Here is a 21,213-nt window from a genome sequence, read left to right as displayed (position 1 = left end):
CTACTCCTTTCTGTTGTATCCAGATATTCGCTTACAAAGGCGCTCCAGCGCAGGCGCCTTACGCACGTATATTGACAGGGCATACCCGAACCCTGAACGTCCCTTTTGGTTGTTGTCGGCATCAAGATGCCGGCGCATGTACTGCGTCTGTCGTAGCGCGTGATCGCACACGCACCATTTCTTCTTGAATGACCCTGATCAGTTCCGCCCGTCGTTCAATCCCGGCACCAATGATCAGGCGTTGGCGGCCATGGGTCTGGCGATGCAGCCAGCGGCGCAGCGGATTGGCTATCGTCTCAGCCGGATCGTACCAGCACAGAATCACAGCCGCTTCATCGGGTGTCACCGGGTGTGGCTGAAGAGCACTCATCACGTGCCAGGGATAACACAAACGAACACCCAGCGTTTCGTACTGAAGTCCCTCTGCTTCCGGGCGAAACGTCGCGTCCCATTCGGCGATCAGGTTCCAGATCAGCAGGGGTGTGGCCACAACCAGCACCAGCATCAGCAGTGCCGGCACAGTCTGCTCAAGTGCCGGCGGTTGGGCCAGAAGCCGTTGCAGATCAGACAGAAATGCGGCGGGATGCAGACTCAGCCGGAGCGTACTGGAAATACTCCACACCGCAAAGACCCAGAGGATCATTGCCACGGCAATCATCAATAGGTTGTCACGCCGTCCTGCCGGCGCGAGGCGATAGTTCTGTGACATTGAATCGTCGCATTGCTGGCGACTTGCGGCCAATGGTCAGAAGAGACGGAGTTGCTCTGGCGGCTCGTCGGGCTGTGGTGCTGGAGTCGAAGCCATCTTTCGTTGCCGCTCGGCTTCGGCCAGAATGTCGGGCAGGCGGCGAAAATCGGCTTCGAGCAATGGCCGGTTCTGCGGCTGATGAAGCGCAGCCGCCGGGTGGATCATCGGCACGATTAATCGCCCCTGAACATAACGCGGTTGACCGTGAATCCGCGAAATCCGTTCACCGGGCAAAAACAGACCCATCGAAAAGCGCCCTAGCGTCACAATCACTGCCGGATCAATGGCCGCAATCTGGCGCATCAGAAACAGTTTCGTACACGTCGCAATTTCTTCTGGTTCGGGATCACGGTTCTGGGGCGGACGACATTTCACAACATTCGCAATATACACTTCGTCGCGCCGCAGACCGGCCAGGGCCAGCAGGTCGGTCAGGAACTGGCCAGAAGGGCCAACAAACGGACGACCCTGCCGGTCTTCGTGATAGCCCGGCCCTTCGCCAATCAACATAATACGTGCGTTTGCCGGCCCCTCGCCGGGCACCGCACGAGTACGTCCTTTGTGCAGATTACAGGCGGTGCAGTGTTGCACCTCTTGCGCAATAGCAAATAGTGTATGATCGGCTGTCACGCGCTTACCCTCGCATGTTCAGCTTTACCAATTTATATTATAGCATACCAATCGGATGGTTGCAGATTTTCGATCCGGCTGATTTTATGCTACACTACCAGTAATAGCCGATTTGCCCGACAGGAATAGTCGCCCATGACAGAACGTTCGTCCTCGGCCCAGTCGCCGTCTCATGCGGATTCGCCCCAGTGGTTGCTTAATCGAGCGGAGTTGACGGCGGTGATCGCCTGGTTGTTCGCTGCGCCAACCCCAGGTGAACTGCGGATCAGACTGGAACAGGTGCAACAGCGGTTGCTGGACGAACACGATCCATTGCACGCTGCCGATGATCAGGCCATCCGCTTTACGCCAGAGGTTTTGCAGGCGGAACTGGAACAGATCGCTGCCGCCCAAACATTGGAGCGGGCACATTACTACCTTAACCGCCTGCAACGCTCGTTGGACGGCCCGCGCTTTGCGCCGGACAGCGATATCGATTTGCGGCGCTGGAAAGAATATGACGACATTCTGACCGATAGCCTCTGGTTAATCGAGCGCCGTGATGGCTCCGGTGTTCACCGCGCCGACTACTGGGGGAATTTCGTCCCGCAGATTCCCCATCAATTCATCCGTCGCTACACCCGCCCTGGTGAATGGGTGCTTGACCCGTTTGCCGGCTCAGGAACAACGCTGATCGAAGCCCGACGTCTGGGCCGTAATGCGATAGGGGTGGAACTTCAGCCGGCGATGGTGCGCCATGTCGAGGAGTTGCTGGCTGCCGAGCCGACTCCACATCCGACTGTTGCGGTTATCGAGCAGGGCGATAGTCTGACGGTGGATTTTGCCGATCTGCTGCGACGTTACGGTACCAGTACGGTACAACTGGTCTTGCTCCACCCACCCTACCACGACATTATCCGGTTTAGTGACGATCCACGCGATCTCTCGAATGCCCCGACCGTCGATGAGTTTCTCCAGCGCCTGACCATCCTGACCGAACGGATTGCCGGGCTGCTGGATCACGAACGCTATCTGGTGCTGGTCATCGGCGACATGTACCGGCATGGCGAGTGGTATCCGCTCGGTTTTCAGGCAATGGAAGCCGTGCGCTCCTGCGGCTTTCGCCTGAAGAGTATCATCGTCAAGAATATTACCGGCACCCAGGGCAAGCGGGGCAGCAACGAACTGTGGCGGTACCGGGCCCTGGCCGGTGGTTTTTACGTCTTCAAACACGAATATCTGTTTCTGTTCCAGCGCCGCTGACCTTCTCGCCAGGAGGAGCTATGCTCAAGATAAGTGTGATCATTCCGGCACTGAACGAAGCTGCCCAGATCACCACCTGTATCCAGGCAGTACGCCAGATCGATCCGACAGTCGAGGTAATTGTTGCCGATGGCGGGAGTGAAGATGATACACCGCGACTGGCATGGGCTGCCGGAGCGAAGGTGGTGAACGCGCCGCGTGGTCGTGGTCGTCAGCTCAATGCCGGTGCTGCGCTGGCCGGTGGTGATCTGCTGGTCTTTCTGCACGCCGATACGCGCTTGCCGGCCAATGCGTTTACGTTGTTGCAGGCAATGTTCGCCGATCCACAGGTACAGATAGCCAAATTCCGTCTCTCGTTCGACGATCCCGATTGGCTGCTGGCCCTGGCCGCACGGTTAATGTGGTTCGACTCTCTGCTTACCAGCTACGGCGACCAGTGTATGGTGTTGCGGCGTGATCTCTTCGCGGCACTGGGTGGATTCCCCGATTGGCCCCTCTTTGAAGATGTCGAACTCTTCCGGCGGGCGCGCGCTGTGACGCGGGTTCACGTGGTGCCGGCGCAAGTCGTAACGTCGGCCCGCCGCTTCCGCGCCAACGGCATTGTCCGTCAACTGCTCCACGATTTCTGGCTCTGGTTGCAATATCTGGTCGGAGTATCACCTTACGAAATTGCCCGTCAGTACCGTTGAATGGCGGGCCGGTGAGTCGGTGTACAATACAATGAGAAACATTACGCCGGGAGCACGTACCTTATGACGTATACCTCTTTCGCGACAATTGACGAACTACAGGCTGCGCTTGCCGCGCATGCCTACATTGCCGACCGTGCGCTGACAACTGCGATCTTTCTGGCCCTGAAGCTCAACAAGCCGCTCCTGCTGGAAGGTGAGGCCGGTGTCGGCAAGACCGAGATTGCCAAAACCCTGGCCCGCATGCAGGGGCGAGAACTGATTCGCCTGCAATGCTACGAAGGGCTGGATGTCAATACCACCATCTACGAATGGAACTACGCCCGGCAGATGCTGCAAATTCGCCTGCTGGAAGCGCAGGGGGCCGCCCAGAACACCGCAGCCCAGCAAAGCATCTTTGGCCCGGAGTTTCTGATCAAGCGGCCTTTGTTGCAGGCAATCGAGGCACGCGGTGATCAACCACCTATTCTCCTGATCGATGAACTTGATCGCGCCGACGAGGAGTTTGAGGCGTTTCTGCTTGAGCTGCTCTCCGACTGGCAAATCTCAATTCCTGAGATCGGCACCATCCGGGCCGAAGTACCGCCAACGGTGATCATCACCTCTAACCGCACCCGTGAAGTACACGATGCGCTGAAGCGCCGTTGTCTGTTCTACTGGGTGGATTATCCGACTCTTGACAAAGAGATACAGATCGTCAAGGCTCGTGTTCCTGGCGCCAGCGAGCGGCTGGCGCGGCAAGTCGTGCTGGTGGTGCAAGAGTTGCGCCGGATGGACCTCTACAAATTGCCCGGCGTCGCCGAGACCCTCGATTGGGTGACTGCTCTGGTGGCGCTTGATCAAACCGAACTGACGCCGCAGGCGGTCGAGGATACGCTCGGTGCCATTTTGAAGTATCAAGACGACATCGCTCAGGTTCGTGGTCAACGCCTGAACGAGCTACTGAAACGCGCAAGTGTGGGGGTGGCATGAGCGCAGAGATCGATGTCGCAGCGACCCTGGCTGCGTTGCGGGCCGAGGTGCGTGCCCGGCGGGCTGCATTGCCGGCAGCCGAACCGACACCGACCGAACGTGAATTGCAGCGTGTGCTGGAAGAGCTAGAGTACACCCGGGTTGTCAGCGCCCACTGGCCGCTGGAAGGCCGCAATCCGCTTGAGCAGGTCGTGGCGTTGATCAACAAAGTGGTACGGCGCTATCTGCGCTGGTACATCAACCCGATTGTCGAACAACAAAATTCGTTCAACGATACCGCGGCGCGGGCTATCCGCCTGTTAGCCGCCGAGAACGCCGCTTTGCGTGCCGAACTGACTGCCCTGCGCAACCAGATAGAACAATCGTCATCATGAGTCGTATTCTGATCTGTGCCACGCAAGTTCCGTTCGTTCGTGGTGGCGCTGAATATCTGGTTGAAAGCCTGCGCGATGAGTTGCAGCGCCGCGGCCATACTGTTGATGTGGTCGCGCTGCCGTTTCAGTGGCATCCGGTAGAACGCATCATCGACAGTGCCCTGGCCTGGCGCCTGCTCGACATCAGTCACGTCAACGGCGAGCCGGTTGATCTGGTGATTGCAACCAAATTCCCGTCGTACCTGATCCGCCACGCCCGCAAAGTGCTCTGGCTGGTACATCAGCACCGGCAGGCTTACGACTGGTATGGAACGCCGTTGAGCGATTTTGACGGTTCGCCTTCACACCGGGCAGTCCGCGAGCAGATCTTTCGGATTGATAGCCGGGCCCTCAACGAATGCCAGGCCCGTTTCACGATCTCGCACAATGTCAGTCGGCGTCTCGAACGCTTCAACGGCCTGAGCAGCACACCACTCTACCCGCCCAGTCGCTACGCTGGCAAATTGTGGGCAGGTGACTACGGCGACTACATCCTCTCTCCGGCCCGGCTTGATCGGGCCAAGCGGATCGACCTGCTCCTGGCGGCGCTGGCACAGACTGCCTCGCCAGTCCGGGCAATCATCGCCGGCACCGGCCCTGATCGCGAACGGTTGCAGCGTCTGGCTGCCGACTACGGGCTGGGTGATCGGGTCAGTTTTCGCGGTTTTGTGCCGGACGACGAGTTGATTGACCTCTACGCCCACGCCAGAGCCGTCTACTACGCACCGGTTGATGAAGATTACGGCTTTGCGACGGTCGAGGCATTCGGTGCCGCTCGCCCCGTCATCACTACCGACGATGCGGGTGGCGTGTTGGAGTTCGTCCGCCACGGGGAAAATGGCCTCGTTTCACCGCCCGACCCGGCAGCGATTGCCGGTCATCTTGATCAACTGACCGGTGATGTTGCCCTTGCCGCACGCCTCGGTCGTGCCGGCAGGCCGCTGGTGGATGGTATTACGTGGGATCGGGTGATTGGGGCGTTGTTGGGGGGAAATAGGAGATAGGAAATAGGAGAGAGGAGATAGGAAATAGGAGAGAGGAGATAGGAAATAGGAGGGAGGAGATAGGAAATAGGAGGGAGGAGATAGGAAATAGGAGAGAGGGAAGAGGAAATAGGGGTAGATGTAAGATGGTGTGTGAGTACTGCATGCCCGGCTTTCTCACCTCTCGCTCCGTAGGCTATGCATTACCCACAAGTCACCTAGTAGTCGATACGATGCATCGGTGTATCACGGGCCACCAGGGATCGCCTTGGCCGTGTCCGGTAGGGGCGCACGGCCGTGCGCCCCTACCACTGCCGGTACGGGATGCTGCCGTCATCCACGGCACGACAATCGTCGCTGGCTGGCACCCGGTGATGCCCGATCAGGGTGCAGCAGTGCCCACGGCGGGGATGAGCGCCTGTCTGGGAAGCACCAGTCCTGACCTATCCCGCAAGATACCTCCGTGTGCCACCACGGTGTCCATCCGGGTGTCGTCGGTGATCCCTGTGGCGACGGGCGGATGAACCGGATAGCTTCGGCATCACGACAGGGCTGGTACCGAGCAGTGATGCCCGGGGGAACACAGGCGGCGATAGTCCCTGATGAGAAGCGCAGATGGCACCTATAGCGTTGTGGGTAATGCATAGCTCCGTAGGGGCGGGTTCTGAACCCGCCCCTACAGGCGGTGCATGTGCCCGTTTGACATCCGAGGGATGCGGTGAACGAGGGGGGGTAAAGGGTGCGTTGTGGGTCGCGTGCCAGGCGTTGGACTGTACCTGATTTGATCCTGGCAGCGTGCGCCGCCGGCACGCATCAGCTCACGCCCTCGACACGAACCGCGTGAGGAGCGCATGCACACTCTCACCCTGGCAGCGTGCGCATCCGGCGCACCCGCAACCTGTAGCGGCCTGCATTTCGACACGTACCGATCAGGTCATTCCCATCCCCAACCATAACTATCCGTCCTATTCGCGACGTGCCGTGTGTGTCACCTGCATGCATGAATGTGTCGGTCGTAGGGGCGGGTTCTGAACCCGCCCCTACGGGAGGTGTATGTGCCCGTTTGACATCCGAGGGATGCGGTGAACGAGAGGTTGAAAGGGTGCGTTGTGGGTCGCGTGCCAGGCGTTGGACTGTACCTGATTTGATCCTGGCAGCGCGCGCCTCCGGTGCGCATCAGCTCACGCCCTCGCCACGAACCGCGTGAGGAGCGCATGTACACTCTCACCCCTGGCAGCGTGCGCTGCCGACGCACCCGCAACCTGTAGCGAACTGCACTTTCGACACGTACCGATCAGGTCATTCCCATCCTCAATCATAACTATCCGTCTCATTTGCGACGTGCCGTGCGTGTCACCTGCATGATGTCGGTATAGTAGGGGCGGGTTCTAAACCCGCCCCTACGGAGGGTGTGTGTGCCCGTTCCCATTGACATCCGAGGGATGCGGTGAACGAGGGGGGAAAGGGTGCGTTGTGGGTCGCGTGCCAGGCGTTGGACTGTACCTGATTTGATCCTGGCAGCGCGCGCCTCCGGCGCGCATCAGCTCACGCCCTCGCCACGAATCGCGTGAGGAGTGCATGCACACTCTCACCCCTGGCAGCGTGCGCTGCTGACGCACCCGCAACCTGTAGCGGCCTGCACTTCCGACACGTACCGATTAGTTCATTCTCATCCCCAACCAGAAATATCCGTCTCATTCGCATACCCACTCACCCCTGGCAGCGCGCGCCTCCGGCGCGCATCAGCTCACGCCCTCGCCACGAATCGCGTGAGGAGTGCTCGCTCACCCACTCACCCTGCCGCCCGGCCTGACACACCCAGAAATGCTATACTGCCTCTGAGTAGAAAGGAGCACGTATGGCGTTGATGCAGTTGTCTCGACAGCGTATCGCAGCGCTGTTGACCTGCTGGCTTTGTATGTACCTGGTCGCCTGCGTGGCACCCATGGCGCAATCATCGGCAACTGTGACCCCTGAACCATTACCGGCAACACCAACTGCCGTTCCAATCACTGCCACCGATCTGCTGCAACGAGCGCAGGCAGCGCTTGAGATTGGTGATGATGACACCGCTGCCGAATTGCTCAGCCAGTTGTTGCAGGTTTTCCCGGCTGCGCCGGAGACAACACCGGCACGCCTGTTATTGGCCCGTTCGTTCGCCGACCGTGGGCGCTGGACATCGGCGGCTGAGGTGCTGCGGCCATTGCTCGCCGTACCGGGCACACCGGCGTATGCGCCGGCCCTGTTTCTGACCGCGCGCGCCCATGAGGCTGCCGGTATGCACGAGGCCGCCGTAGCCACGTATGCCCAATATGAAGCGCTGAACACCCCGCTGGCACCGTATGCAGCAATGCGGGCTGCTGCACAGTTGCAGGCGCTTAATCGTCTGGCAGATGCCGAGACCACCTATCTGCGGGCCGCCGCCGGTGAAATGGCCGCCGGTCAGCGTGCCGCTGCTTACGAACGGGCGATGATGCTGGCCGTTGCGCAGGAACGGCTACCCGATGCCATCGATTACGCCCGCAACATCCTGTCCTTCGCCACCCAGGCTGATTACCGGGCACGCCTGCTGGTCCAGGCAGCCGATCTGGCTGCAACCGCCGGTGATCCAGCGACCGCCAATGCGTTGCGCCGTGAAGCACTGGCAGCCTTTGCCGGGGCAGAGACGGTCAGCGCCGTAGATGCGCTCCGCGCTGCCGGCGACCTGCAGTTCGATCCGTTTGCGGCGGCTGCGGCCTATCGCGCCGTTGAACGCTGGAATGACGTGATTGTCATGCTCGATATTGCCCTGGCGCGTGAGCAGAATCCCGGCGAAGCGCTGCGCCAGCGCGGGTTGGCCCGGCGTGCGTTGGGGGATTTCGCGGGGGCATTGGCTGACCTGGCAGCGGCTCGCGAGCGTGAGCCGGACAGTGATACCGCTCGCCAGGCCGCGCTGGACTGGATTCAAACCTACGGGCAGAGCGGGGCCACCGCCGAAGCAGCAGCGCTCTACCGTCAGTATGCGGATGATCAGCCGGATGATCCGCGAGCGCCGATTGCCCTCGACCGGGCGGCTCAGTTGTACGACCGGCTTGGCGATAGCGCAGCGGCAACCGCTACCCGGCTCGAACTCGGCCAACGGTATCCGACAACAACGGTTGGCCTGACCGCGTTGCATCGGATTGCCCTGGCACGTTTCGATGCCGGTGATCTGGCCGGTGCCGGCGAACTCTGGCGGTTGCTGGCAGAGCGGGGAGAAGGGATCGGACAGGCGTTAGGTGCATTCTGGGCCGGACGAGTGGCGAAACAGATGGGTGATGAGGCGGCTACCTCCTTCTTCCAACAGGCAATTCAGGCTGCACCGGAAAGTTACTATGCAGTGCGTGCGGCTGAAGAATCAGGCACAATCACAGCAGGATCAATCCCTATCGCTGCACCCATTAGTAACGACGATTGGGCATTGCTGAGCGATTGGGTGCTGAGCTGGGCAAGTGGTGAGACCGATCCGGGTCTGGTTGGCGTCGCTGAACGGGCACGGCTCCTGCGCGAGGTGGGACTGTACACTGAAGCGCACGGCGAATGGCTCGATGGCCTGCGCCGGGCCGGCGACTCGCCGCTGAATCTGCTGGCGCTGGCGCAGGCCGCCTATCAGGCCGGTGCCACCTACCCCGCATTACTGGCTGCGGAACGCATCAATCGCCTTGCGCCGGCCACTGCCGCGCCGATACCGACAGCATTACTCCGCCTGCGCTTCCCGACACCGTATGCCGATGTGGTACAGCGTGAAGCAACTGCATTCGGGGTTGATCCATTCTTACTCTACGCCCTCATCCGGCAAGAGAGCCTCTTTCAGCCGAACGCAACCTCGTGGGTAGGCGCACGCGGATTAACCCAGGTGATGCCCGATACCGGGCGCGGGATTGCTCAAAACCTGGGGGTCAGTGACTTCAACCTTGACGACCTGTATCGACCGCATGTCAGCATTCGCTTCGGCGCCTTCTACCTGGGTCGCCGGATCAGCGACATGAACGGCAGCCTGCACGGTGCGCTGGCCGCCTACAACGGTGGACTCGGCAATGCACAGCGCTGGGCAAATGGCACTGTCGTCGGTGACCCGGATCGCTTTGTGGAGAGCATCGACTTTGCGGAAACGCGGAATTACGTCTGGGCAGTCTATGCGTTTTACGGCGTCTACCGCGGGTTGTACGGGGAGTGAGGTGAGAGGGCAATCCCACCCCGGCCCGCCCCCGCTGGCGGTGGGATTGCCCCACCCTGGCCTGCCCACGTTTAGAGGCAGCTAGCATCTCCATAGTACTCGAATGAGAGCGCCTGAAAGGAGTGAAAAAGCCTCTCAACTGGCGCTCTCCGACTATCTGCGTCATACCATATAGCTCCTTACAAGTTTCATCCATCCCCTATTCCATTTCTTGAACAAATCTTGAGCCACCCTTTACCCATGCTTGAGCCGGAATCGCTACACTGAATAGGGTGATAGACGCAGCGCTTTTGAAGAAGGTAGATCAGTGGCAAGGGGGCTGAGAAGCTGCTGTCGTTTCCTGATCACACCACTGGCAAAGTGTCATAAGCATGATCGTGCGTGAGGACAATCGATGCGCACTATGCTGCTATCAGATGAGGGACTCCATGGGACGTCGCATTCGTCATCATCAATATCGGCTATCACAACGCACCATCGGATTTCTCGTTGCTGGCATAGGACTGACAGGCATCCTGATTGCCAGTTTGATCACAGCTCAACCGGGCAGAAATACAGCAATTACGGCTGATGCTTCCCAGATTGCCGATGGGCGATCACTGTACGTAACATATTGCGCCAGTTGTCATGGTCTCAATCTTGAAGGACAGCCTAACTGGCAACGACCACTGCCCAATGGCATGATGCCGGCACCACCGCATGATGCCACCGGACATACCTGGCATCATCCCGATACTTTCTTATTTCAAATCACAAAGTATGGCGGGCAAAGTGTAGCCCCGCCGGGGTATATCAGCGGGATGCCGGCGTTTGGCAATCAGCTCACTGATCGTCAAATCTGGGCCATTCTGGCCTATATCAAAAGCACCTGGCCGCCCGAAATTCGGGAAGCGCAGGAATCTATCAACCGCCAATCGCCGTAGCTGATTTCTTTCACACCACACTTGCAGAAGGAGAGATCTATGCTTTCACGACTCACACGGCGGGGTTTGTTGCGCTTGTTTGGCGCAGGCGCTCTCGCCTTTGGCAGTGGCGTTCTGAATGGGTGTGCCCTACCGACGCGCTCTTCTTCCATGCCGCAGCCGCAGACCAATCCCAGTCCTGCCTTTACCCCCGATCTCGATCTGACCATACGCGCAGTTGCCGCAGAGGTGCCAATCCTGCCGGGAACGCCGACCAGGGTGTGGACATATCAGGCTCAGGTGAATGCCGGCGATCCGGCAGCAGTACAACCCATTCCCGACAGCTATCTTGGTCCGATTATTCGTGTTCGCACCGGGCAGAAGGTACGTATCACGTTTGAGAATAAGTTGCCTGATCCCCGGCAGGATTCGATTATTCACTGGCACGGTCTGCATACCCCACCCGCGATGGATGGGCATCCGCATACAGTGGTACGTCCCGGCGAACGTTATGTCTACGAGTTTACCGTCACCGACCGGGCCGGTACATACTGGTTTCATCCCCATCCTCACGGCCAGACTGCCCAACAGGTCATTATGGGTCTTGCTGGACTGTTTGTGGTGAGTGATCCTGCGGAGGATGCTATCGGGTTGCCGGGCGGTGAATATGACCTGCCACTTGTCATTCAAGACCGTACCTTTGATGCTGACAATCAGTTCGTCTACGACTCAGACCCAATGACCCGCCTGATGGGGTTTCTCGGCGAGCGAATTCTGGTCAATGGCCGGCCAGACCTGACCATCACCGCCGCGACCCGCGCATATCGCTGGCGCATCCTCAACGGATCGAACAGTCGTATCTACAAGCTGGCCTGGGATTCGGGCATGCCACTGACGGTCATTGCCACCGATGGCGGCCTACTTGAACATCCGCTTACCCGCCCGTTCGTTATGCTGGCGCCGGGTGAGCGGATCGAACTCTGGGTTGATCTCCGCGATATTCCACGCGACACCACCCTCAAACTGGTAAGTCAGCCGTTCAGTGGCGCAGAGGGCGTTGGCATGATGGGTGAGAGCGGGAATATGGATCACGGGATGGGTGGTATGCACGGTCAGATGGGAATGATGCGCAGCGGTAATGCCCCGCCCCTTGGTGCACCGCTCGACATTCTCCAGGTGCGGGTGACACGTCAGGAGCAAGAAACGCTCGTGCTTCCCGCCTCGCTGATACCGATCCAGCGTCATCGGCGGGAAGCAGCTGTTAATGCGACAACACCACGGCGTATCGCACTCTCGCTGCGTGGTATGGAATGGCAGATCAATGGGAAAACATTCGTGATGGACGAAGTGGCGCCGGATGAAATTGTACGGCTGAATACCCTCGAACTCTGGGAGATTGTCAACGAGACGAATCCAGGTGAAATGATGGACCCCATGGGAATGGCGCATCCCATTCACATTCACGGTGGTCAGTTTCAGATCGTTCAGCGCACGGTGCTTCCCGAATTACGGGCCGGTTGGGAAGAGGTGAAGGATGGATACGTTGACGAAGGCTGGAAGGATACCGTCCTGGTGATGCCCGGTGAACGGGTGCAGTTATTGATGGCCTTCCGTGACTATACCGGTATGTATGTCTATCACTGCCATAACCTTGAACACGAAGATGCCGGCATGATGCGCAATTACCGGATTGAGGCATAACGGTCTGACTATATCCTGGCAAACAAAGGATTGGATACATGCAAACATCACCCTCATCACACGACGACCACCAACATGCAGCAGGACCTGCTCAATTAGCACACGATCATCACGATCATAGCAATCACCGTATGAGTTCCCCACACGCTGCCGGACATCTGTCGCACCAGGATCATGTGGAGCATTCACCAGATCTATTCCGACGTCGATTCTGGCTGGCATTCGGATTAACGATCCCGGTTGTGATCTACTCACCGATGATTCAGCAATTGCTGGGATACACTGCCCCTACCTTTCCCGGTAGCGATATGATCGGCTTCTTGTTGGGAACAGTCATCTTCTGGTATGGTGGATGGCCTTTTTTGCAAGGTGCAATTAGCGAAATTCGGCAGCGCACACCCGGCATGATGACGCTGGTAGCACTGGCAATTACTACGGCTTATGTCTATTCAGCAAGCATCAGTCTTGGCCTCATAGCCGGCATGGATTTCTATTGGGAACTGGCAACGCTTGTAACCATTATGTTACTGGGGCACTGGCTGGAAATGCGTGCTGTAGGAAGTGCGCAGAGTGCGCTCAACGAACTGGCAAGGCTCATCCCCGATACTGCCGAGTTGTTAACACCTGATGGCAGTACTCGCACTGTGGCGGTACGTGAGTTACGTAATGGCGATGTAGTGCTCGTGCGTCCGGGTGCAGCAGTACCGGCAGATGGTGTTGTTGAACACGGCGAAAGCCAGATCAACGAGTCGATGATAACCGGTGAAAGCCGTTTGATCGATAAATACCCTGGTGAGCGTGTGATTGCCGGTACAGTCAATGGAAATGGCGCACTGCGCGTAAGAATTGACAAAACCGGCGATCAAACTGTATTAGCCGGTATCATGCGCCTGGTTGCTGAAGCTCAGCGTAGCCGGTCGTGGATGCAGGAACTGGCTCATCGTGCTGCCTTCTGGCTGACCTGGATCGCATTAGGAACGGCATTCCTGACTGCTCTGATCTGGGGTATTACCAATGGATTGAATGAAACAACGCTTGAGCGTGTAGTAACAGTACTGGTTGTGGCTTGCCCACATGCACTTGGCCTGGCTGTTCCGTTAGTTGTGGCAATTTCAACAACGCTCGCGGCGAAAAATGGCATACTTGTGCGTGAGCGACGTGCGCTCGAGGCGGCTCGTCGCATAAACACCGTTATGTTCGATAAAACCGGTACACTCACACGAGGTGAGCTGGGTTTGGTAGCACTGGCGACCAATGGTACGCTTACTGATGACGAAGCTCTGAGGCTCGTTGCCGCAGCCGAACACAATAGTGAGCATCACCTGGCACGCGCAATTGTCACCGCAGCTCAGGAACGGGGTCTTGAACTGCCAGAAGTTCAGTACTTCGAGTCTCTACCCGGTCGTGGCATCAAGGCAACTATCGGAGATGCAACCTATCTGGTAGGTGGCCCACGTCTGTGGGAATATCTGGATGTTTCCTTTCCTGATGAGTTGCTCCAACGGATTACGATTTGGGAACAACATGGGCAGACGGTTGTCGCGCTCATTCGGGATCGCGACGTGCTGGCAGTACTTTCACTTGCCGATGTTATTCGACCGGAGTCGTATCAGGCCGTGCGCATGCTTCAGTCCCAAGGGATTGAAATTGCCATGCTAACCGGTGACTCGCAGGCGGTTGCTGATTGGGTCGCCAAAGAGTTAGGAATTTCGAGAGTGTTTGCCCAGGTGTTGCCAGAACATAAAGCTGCGAAGGTGCGCGAATTGCAACAACAAGGTAAACGTGTAGCAATGGTCGGCGATGGCGTCAACGATGCACCTGCACTGGCGCAGGCTGATGTCGGAATTGCTATTGGTGCAGGTACCGACATTGCCCGGGCTTCTGCGGGAATTGTGCTCGTGCGTAATGATCCACGCGATATTGTGCGCATTGTGCGGCTAAGTAGTGCCAGTTATGCCAGAATGGTGCAAAATCTGGCCTGGGCTGTTGGCTACAATGGAATTGCCTTGCCGCTGGCTGCTGGCATCGCTGCACCGCTAGGTCTCACACTACCGGCATGGATGGGGGCATTGCTGATGTCACTCAGCACTGTTATTGTCGCTCTCAATGCACAACAATTACGCTGGCTTGACCTTCACGTGGATTTGAAAGACAGAATGGATCATTAATTCCCTACGCCCCCACTGCACTATACCGCTGCACGCCGCCGCGCCAGAGCCAGCGCAACAACAGCCCAAACAGCCCAATCCAGGCCAGTTGATGCGCGAAGCCCCAGATGATTGCCAGCAGATCGATCCGCCCCAACAACAGTTCGAGCGGAAAGGCCAGCATCGCCCGGAAAGGCAACCAGTCCAACACCATTCTGACCGGTGGCGGCAGCAGATCGAGCGGTACCAGATAGCCGCTGCAAAATGCATACATCCCAAACCAGAAATCTTGCAGCGCCAGCACTTGCGTCCACCAAAAGCTCAGCACACCGATACAACACTGGTTCAGAAAGTAGACGGCAAAAGCCAGCACAATGGCCAGCGGCAACAGACTCCACCGCAGCGGATCGGGCTGCGGGATCGCTCCCGGTGCGATCAAGGCCGTGATCAGGGCAATCGGAGCAACCATCAGCAGCCGGAGCGGTTTATCGGCCAGGGCCATCGCCAGGTACCGCCACAGGGGGTGAACTGGTCGCAACAGGTGCGGCGACAATTCGCCGAGCCGAATCTCGCGTTCCATATCCCAAATGATCCACACCCCGGTCAATTGCCTGATACAGAGCGCCCCCACAAAATAGGCCACAAAATCGTCACTGGCGTATCCACCGATCACCCCATCTCCGGCCAGCGTGCGCCAGACTGCCAGCATAATCAGCGGCAACATGCCGGTGATCACCCAGATCAGCAGTTGCGCACGATACGCCAGCGCATCGGCCCAGGCTACCCGCATCAGAGCTGCAAACTTGGCAGACATACCCGTTCTCTTTCTGTTTCACCACAGAGGCACAGAGGGCACGGAGGAAAATAACTACTCTCTTTTCTCTGTGCCACCGGGCAGGAACCGGACTTTGGCGTGCGGCAGCCGTGCTGCCGCGCTGCGCTCACTCCTACCCCCTCCCAGCGCCACCGGGCAGGAGACGCCCCGTGCCGCACGCTCCTGCCTTCCACCCCCCTCCCAGCGCCACCCGGCAGGAGCTGCCCTGTGCCGCATCCCGCTCACTCCTGCTCACCCCTACCTGATGGTGGACGGGCGCCAGCACGCTCTCACCCTATACCCACCGTACTAACGCTACCGGGCAGGTTGAGCGAATGTCCCCTCTGCGTCGCGACGATGTTATCATCCACCATCCCACCGACATCGCAGGCAACCGACCACCTTTCTCCACTTGTCGAAGCAGCCATTCGGCGCTACTATAGCACCAATCGGCAATGAATGCCATCTATCGTACAGGGAGGTACGCCTATGAGTCGCATCGTGCGGGCGCCACGCGGCACAACGTTGACCTGTGCCAACTGGCAGATTGAAGCGGCCTACCGCATGATCCAGAACAACCTCGATCCCGATGTCGCCTTCGACCCGGATCATCTGATCGTCTACGGTGGACGCGGGCGAGCGGCCCGCAACTGGGAGTGTTTCGACGCCATCCTTGCCACCCTCCGCCGACTCCGTCCCGACGAGACGCTGATTGTGCAATCGGGGAAGCCGGTCGCTGTCTTCCGTACTCACACCGACGCTCCCCGCGTGCTGATCGCCAATGCCAATCTGGTGCCGGCCTGGGCCACGCAGGCCAATTTCGACCGCTGGGAAGCTGCCGGGTTGACGATGTACGGGCAGATGACCGCCGGAAGCTGGATTTATATCGGTACCCAGGGTATCCTGCAAGGCACCTACGAGACCTTCGGCGCGCTGGCGCGCTCGGCGGGCTGGGGAACGCTCCGCGGCAGGCTGGTGGTCACTGCCGGTCTCGGTGAGATGGGTGGCGCGCAACCGCTGGCCGTGACCCTGAATGAAGGTGTGCTCATCGCAGTCGAGATTGACCGCTGGCGGGCAGAGCGTCGCCTGCGCCTGCGTCAGGTGGATCGCCTGAGCGATGATCTCGAAGAGGCGATGACCTGGGCCGAAGAGGCACGGGCGAGCGGCACGCCGCTTTCGATTGCGCTGATCGGTAACGCAGCCGAGCTACTGCCTGAGATGCTGCGCCGCGGTGTGGTTCCTGATGTGGCAACCGATCAGACCAGCGCCCACGATGTGCGTTACGGCTATATCCCTGCCGGATTGTCACTCGCCGAAGCTGCCGAACTACGCGAACGCGACCCCGCCGAGTATGATCGGCGTGCGCTGGCGTCGATGGCCGAACACGTGCGTACTCTGCTGGAATGGCAGCGCCGCGGCAGCATCGTCTTCGATTACGGCAACAACCTCCGCCAGCGCGCCTTCGATGCCGGTGTTCACGATGCGTTTAACTATCCCGGCTTCGTCCCGGCCTACATCCGACCTCTCTTCTGCGAAGGCAAGGGGCCGTTCCGCTGGGTGGCCCTCTCTGGCGACCCCGAAGACATCTACGTCACTGATCGCGCCATCGCCGAACTCTTCCCCCACGACGAACACCTCGGTCGCTGGTTGCGCCTTGCCCGCGACCACGTCGCCTTCCAGGGTCTCCCCGCCCGCATCTGCTGGCTGGGCTACGGCGAACGGGCACAAGCCGGCTTGCTTCTGAACGACCTGGTCGCTCGCGGCATCGTCAAAGCCCCGATTGTCATCGGTCGTGACCATCTCGACGCCGGTTCGGTCGCCAGCCCCAACCGCGAAACCGAAGGTATGCGCGACGGCTCCGATGCAATCGCCGACTGGCCGCTGCTCAACGCCCTGATCAACGCGGTCGGTGGCGCCACCTGGGTCAGCATCCATCACGGTGGTGGCGTCGGGATTGGCTACAGCATCCACGCCGGCCAGGTCATCGTCGCCGACGGCACGCCCGAAGCCGCCCGCCGCATCGAACGGGTGCTGACCACCGATCCCGGTATGGGAGTCGTCCGCCACGCCGATGCCGGCTATCCCGAAGCCATCGCGTTTGCCCGCCGTCACGGGATTGATATGCCAATGCTGGAGTGAGCCGGTATTGCCGACGGGGTGACAACGCTCCCGCGGCACCCGGCCCCGGCCCAACCCCGGCCCACCATATGCGAGAGTGCTGAACGGCGCACGCACGTATCTGTCACCACGGGGGTTATGCCGGTGTTGGCCTGAGCCGATTGGGTCGGCGGGGTGACAACGCTCCCGCGGCACCCGGCCCCGGCTCAACCCCGGCCCGCCATATGCGAGAGTGCTGAACGGCGCACGCACGTATCTGTCACCACGGGATGGCTATGCCGGTGTTGGTCTGAGCCGGTTGTCTCGGCGGGGGTATCGCTCTCCCGCGGCACCCGGCCCCGGCCCAAGCCCGGCCCGCCATATGCGAGAGTGCTAAACGTCTGGAATACTAACAACCGGTGCGTAACACCAGAGGCGATATGATAGAACCATGTGATCTTCTGATTCACTCTGTGTCCCAGCTCGTCACCTGTGCCGGGCCACCTGGCCCTCGTCGTGGTGCCGCCATGCGCGATGTCGGCATCATTCCCGACGGCGCCGTGGCGATTCGCGGCTCGACCATCATCGCCGTCGGATCGAGTAACGAACTCCGCCGTCGTTTTCGTCCTGCGCAAGAAATTGATGCCGGCGGTCACGCCGTCTGCCCGGGTCTGATCGACTGCCATACCCACATCGTCTACGCCGGGGATCGGGTTGCCGAATTCGAGCAACGCTGCGCAGGTGCGACCTATCAAGAGATTATGGCCGCCGGTGGCGGCATCCTGCGCACAATGCAGCTCACCCGGGCTGCGACCACCACCACTCTGGTTGCCGAGACCCTGCCCAGGCTGAACCAGATGTTGCGGTTTGGTACCACCACCGCCGAAGTCAAAACCGGGTATGGTCTGGAGCAAGACGCCGAACTACGCCAGCTCGCCACCATCGAGCTGCTGGCTGCCGTCCAACCGATTGAACTGGTACCGACCTTCTTACCGGCTCACGCCATACCACCAGAGTTCGCCGACCGCCCCGATGCCTACATTGATCTGGTCGTCGAATCAATGTTGCCTCTGGCCCAGGAGCGCTACCGCAACTCGCTCTTCGCCGGACATCACATTCCCCTCTTCGTCGATGTCTTCTGCGAGCGCGGTGCCTTCGATGTCGCGCAGAGTCGCCGGGTGCTCAGTGCAGCCCGTGAACGCGGCTTGCCCCGCAAAGCGCACGTCGATGAGTTTACCGAATTGGGAGGACTGGCAATGGCCCTGGAAATGGAAGCCACCTCGGTCGACCATCTTGATGTGACCGGTGCCGCTGCCTTTCCCGCGCTGGCCGCCAGCAACACCATCGCCGTCTTGCTCCCGCTCGTCTCGATCAATCTCGGTATCACCCATTTTGCCGCTGCCCGGCAGATGATCGATGCCGGCGTCGCGATTGCCCTCAGCACCGATGCCAATCCCGGATCGGCGCCGTCGCTGTCGTTACCGCTAACTATGGCGATTGCCTGTCGCTACCTGCGGATGGTACCAGCCGAAGCCCTGCTGGCAACCACGGTCAATGCGGCACACGCTATCGGGCTGGGTGGCAGAATCGGTGCATTGATGCCCGGTATGCAGGCCGACCTGATCATCCTCGCCGAGGCCGATTACCGCTGGCTCATGTACGAGTTAGGCGGTACGCCGATCGCGCAGGTCATCAAACGCGGTCAGATTGTCTGGAAGTCGTGATTCAGTTGCCAACATGCCAACACACTCAACGAGGAGCTATGCAGATTCGTGAAGTCATTCTTGATGGCGAAAGCCTGACCATCGAACAGGTACTGGCCGTCGCTTACGGCCAGCCCGGTACCCCTGTCGTGCGCCTGGCCCCAATTGCCCGGCAGCGAGTCGAACGGGCCGCGCAGGCGGTGCAAGACTTGCTGGCACGCGGTGTGGTTGCTTACGGCATTACCACCGGTTTTGGTGCATTTAAAGATCGGGTCATTGCCCCCGACCAGGTTGAACGCCTGCAATACAACATCCTGGTCAGCCACGCTGTAGGGGTTGGGCCGGTCTTTGATATTCCTACCACCCGCGCCATCATGCTCATTCGCGCCAACACGCTGGCCCGTGGGCATTCGGGCGTGCGTTTGCAGACGGTTGAACGTCTGCTTGATATGCTCAACCAGGGCATACATCCCCGGATTCCCTGCAAGGGATCACTGGGCGCGAGTGGCGATCTGGCGCCACTGGCCCATATGGCGTTGCCGCTCATCGGGTTGGGCGAGGTCGAATGGCAGGGTGAGGTATTGCCGGCGGCAACGGCTTTGGAACGACTGGGCTGGCAACCGCTTCATCTGGCCGCTAAAGAGGGGCTGGCCTTAACCAACGGTACCGCGGTCATGTGTGCGCTGGGCGTGATCGAAACCGCCCGCGCCGAGACCCTGAGCGCCACTGCCGATATTGCCGGCTGCCTCAGCTTAGAAGCGCTCTACGGCACACCGGCAGCGTTCGATGCCCGTTTGCACGCACTGCGCCCCTTCCCCCGCCAGATCGAATGCGCTGCCCATCTGCGCCGCTTACTGGCCGGCAGCACCTTCGTCCGCAACAACGACCCGCGCCACGTCCAGGATGCCTACACCCTGCGCTGCATCCCACAGGTACACGGTGCCGTGCGCGATGCAATTGCCTATGCCCGTTGGGTCTTTGCCATTGAACTGAATGCCGTCACCGACAACCCGCTCCTGTTCGTTGACGACGATGGCAACGTCGAAGTCATCTCCGGCGGCAATTTTCACGGCGAGCCGCTGGCAATCGCTCTCGATTACCTGGGCCTGGCTGTAGCCGAACTCGGCAACATCGCCGAACGACGCCTAATGCGGCTCACCGATGAAGCATCCAACACCCATGTCTTGCCGGCCTTCCTGACCAGGGCCGGTGGGCTGAATTCGGGCTTCATGATCGTCCAGTACACGGCAGCGGCTCTGGCTACCGAAAACAAAGTGCTCGCCCACCCGGCCAGTGTCGATAGCATTCCCACATCGGCAAACGTTGAAGATCACGTCAGCATGGGTGTCACTGCCGGCCTGAAACTGCGCAGCATCATCGACAACGTCAGCCAGATTCTGGCGCTTGAGCTATTCGCTGCGGCGCAGGGCATCGACTTCCGCCGCCAGGAACTGGGCAGTCAGGCCCGACTGGGGCGCGGCACCGGGCCGGTGTACGAACTGATTCGTCAATACGTACCATTCATCGCCGAAGACACCCTCCTCCACCCCTACATCACTATCATCAGTGAACTCGTCGCTCAGGGCAAGATCGCCGCTGCCGCTGCCGTTCACGACGACGCGGATGCGTAAGCATCGCTCACCGCAATCCAGACATCGCCAGCCGGGAAGACGAAACAGCGCGTGCGGAAGCCTGACGCTTCCGCACGCTGCCCAGGCTCTGACGATAACTGCACAAGCGTGATCTGCCAGTAGACTATCACCTGGCGCTGCACCTGAATGATGCCCTGCACCGACCTGCGTTGACCCGTTGACTTCCGCCCCAACCGCTTCAAGGAATTTAAAACGACTTCTACCGCAGCAGTAGGCTTTAGTACGAGCTTCTCATCTTCTCCTCTCCCGCGCTGCGAGAGGAGCTGGTGGAGAGGACGTTCAGCGCATACTCAGGTTCTATCTCCTGCATACGTTCGCCAATCCT

General features: G+C 59.6%; 15 protein-coding genes. 12 read left to right on the top strand and 3 right to left on the bottom strand.

What is annotated here, in order from left to right; translation table 11 throughout:
* Positions 1 to 121: 121 nt before the first annotated feature.
* Together CAUR_RS05185 and CAUR_RS05180 are read right to left on the bottom strand one after the other, a co-directional pair.
* On the bottom strand, positions 122 to 709 hold the full coding sequence (locus CAUR_RS05185; RefSeq protein WP_012660581.1) for a hypothetical protein: 588 nt from the start codon (positions 707 to 709) through the stop codon (positions 122 to 124).
* A 36-nt stretch (positions 710 to 745) separates the two neighbouring features.
* A complete protein-coding gene (locus CAUR_RS05180; RefSeq protein WP_012256875.1) occupies positions 746 to 1,378 on the bottom strand; it encodes a uracil-DNA glycosylase in 633 nt (210 codons plus the stop codon).
* Between the two features lie 135 nt (positions 1,379 to 1,513).
* Here CAUR_RS05180 and CAUR_RS05175 point away from each other — a divergent pair, with 135 nt between their 5' ends.
* The 9 genes from CAUR_RS05175 (at position 1,514) to CAUR_RS05135 (ending at position 14,643) form a co-directional block, all read left to right on the top strand.
* Positions 1,514 to 2,620 (top strand): TRM11 family SAM-dependent methyltransferase, encoded by a 1,107-nt coding sequence (locus CAUR_RS05175; RefSeq protein WP_012256874.1) that lies wholly within the window; start codon positions 1,514 to 1,516, stop codon positions 2,618 to 2,620.
* Between the two features lie 20 nt (positions 2,621 to 2,640).
* Positions 2,641 to 3,309: a TIGR04283 family arsenosugar biosynthesis glycosyltransferase gene (locus CAUR_RS05170; RefSeq protein WP_012256873.1), complete on the top strand. Its 669-nt coding sequence runs from the start codon at positions 2,641 to 2,643 to the stop codon at positions 3,307 to 3,309.
* A 63-nt stretch (positions 3,310 to 3,372) separates the two neighbouring features.
* On the top strand, positions 3,373 to 4,281 hold the full coding sequence (locus CAUR_RS05165; RefSeq protein WP_012256872.1) for an AAA family ATPase: 909 nt from the start codon (positions 3,373 to 3,375) through the stop codon (positions 4,279 to 4,281).
* Positions 4,278 to 4,655 carry a hypothetical protein gene (locus tag CAUR_RS05160; protein ID WP_012256871.1) on the top strand — a complete coding sequence of 126 codons (378 nt, stop codon included), beginning with the start codon at positions 4,278 to 4,280 and terminating at the stop codon, positions 4,653 to 4,655. Before CAUR_RS05165 ends, CAUR_RS05160 begins: the two co-directional genes overlap by 4 nt.
* Positions 4,652 to 5,698: a glycosyltransferase family 4 protein gene (locus CAUR_RS05155; protein WP_012256870.1), complete on the top strand. Its 1,047-nt coding sequence runs from the start codon at positions 4,652 to 4,654 to the stop codon at positions 5,696 to 5,698. The genes CAUR_RS05160 and CAUR_RS05155 overlap by 4 nt, the downstream gene beginning before the upstream one ends.
* A gap of 1,837 nt (positions 5,699 to 7,535) precedes the next feature.
* Complete coding sequence (locus tag CAUR_RS05150) at positions 7,536 to 9,872, top strand: transglycosylase SLT domain-containing protein (protein WP_012256869.1); 2,337 nt, start codon at positions 7,536 to 7,538, stop codon at positions 9,870 to 9,872.
* Between the two features lie 428 nt (positions 9,873 to 10,300).
* Positions 10,301 to 10,795 (top strand): c-type cytochrome, encoded by a 495-nt coding sequence (locus tag CAUR_RS05145; protein WP_012256868.1) that lies wholly within the window; start codon positions 10,301 to 10,303, stop codon positions 10,793 to 10,795.
* A 39-nt stretch (positions 10,796 to 10,834) separates the two neighbouring features.
* Positions 10,835 to 12,475: a multicopper oxidase family protein gene (locus CAUR_RS05140; RefSeq protein ID WP_012256867.1), complete on the top strand. Its 1,641-nt coding sequence runs from the start codon at positions 10,835 to 10,837 to the stop codon at positions 12,473 to 12,475.
* Between the two features lie 176 nt (positions 12,476 to 12,651).
* Positions 12,652 to 14,643 (top strand): heavy metal translocating P-type ATPase, encoded by a 1,992-nt coding sequence (locus CAUR_RS05135; RefSeq protein WP_242605073.1) that lies wholly within the window; start codon positions 12,652 to 12,654, stop codon positions 14,641 to 14,643.
* Between the two features lie 4 nt (positions 14,644 to 14,647).
* On the opposite strand, the gene CAUR_RS05130 is transcribed toward CAUR_RS05135, so the two are convergent.
* A complete protein-coding gene (locus CAUR_RS05130) occupies positions 14,648 to 15,436 on the bottom strand; it encodes an ABC transporter permease (protein WP_012256865.1) in 789 nt (262 codons plus the stop codon).
* A 489-nt stretch (positions 15,437 to 15,925) separates the two neighbouring features.
* Here CAUR_RS05130 and hutU point away from each other — a divergent pair, with 489 nt between their 5' ends.
* From hutU to hutH, 3 genes are all read left to right on the top strand, one after another.
* The gene (hutU, locus tag CAUR_RS05125; RefSeq protein ID WP_012256864.1) at positions 15,926 to 17,575 is read left to right on the top strand and encodes a urocanate hydratase; all 1,650 of its coding nucleotides are present in this window, start codon (positions 15,926 to 15,928) and stop codon (positions 17,573 to 17,575) included.
* Between the two features lie 431 nt (positions 17,576 to 18,006).
* Complete coding sequence (gene hutI, locus CAUR_RS05120; protein ID WP_242605072.1) at positions 18,007 to 19,257, top strand: imidazolonepropionase; 1,251 nt, start codon at positions 18,007 to 18,009, stop codon at positions 19,255 to 19,257.
* Positions 19,258 to 19,295: 38 nt separating this feature from the next.
* Positions 19,296 to 20,867 (top strand): histidine ammonia-lyase, encoded by a 1,572-nt coding sequence (gene hutH, locus CAUR_RS05115; RefSeq protein ID WP_012256862.1) that lies wholly within the window; start codon positions 19,296 to 19,298, stop codon positions 20,865 to 20,867.
* Positions 20,868 to 21,213: the final 346 nt, after the last annotated feature.

Origin of the sequence: Chloroflexus aurantiacus J-10-fl (assembly GCF_000018865.1) — a bacterium.
Lineage (GTDB): Bacteria > Chloroflexota > Chloroflexia > Chloroflexales > Chloroflexaceae > Chloroflexus > Chloroflexus aurantiacus.
The sequence above is the reverse complement of the archived record's forward strand: the minus strand, read 5'-3'. Positions and strand labels throughout refer to the sequence as shown.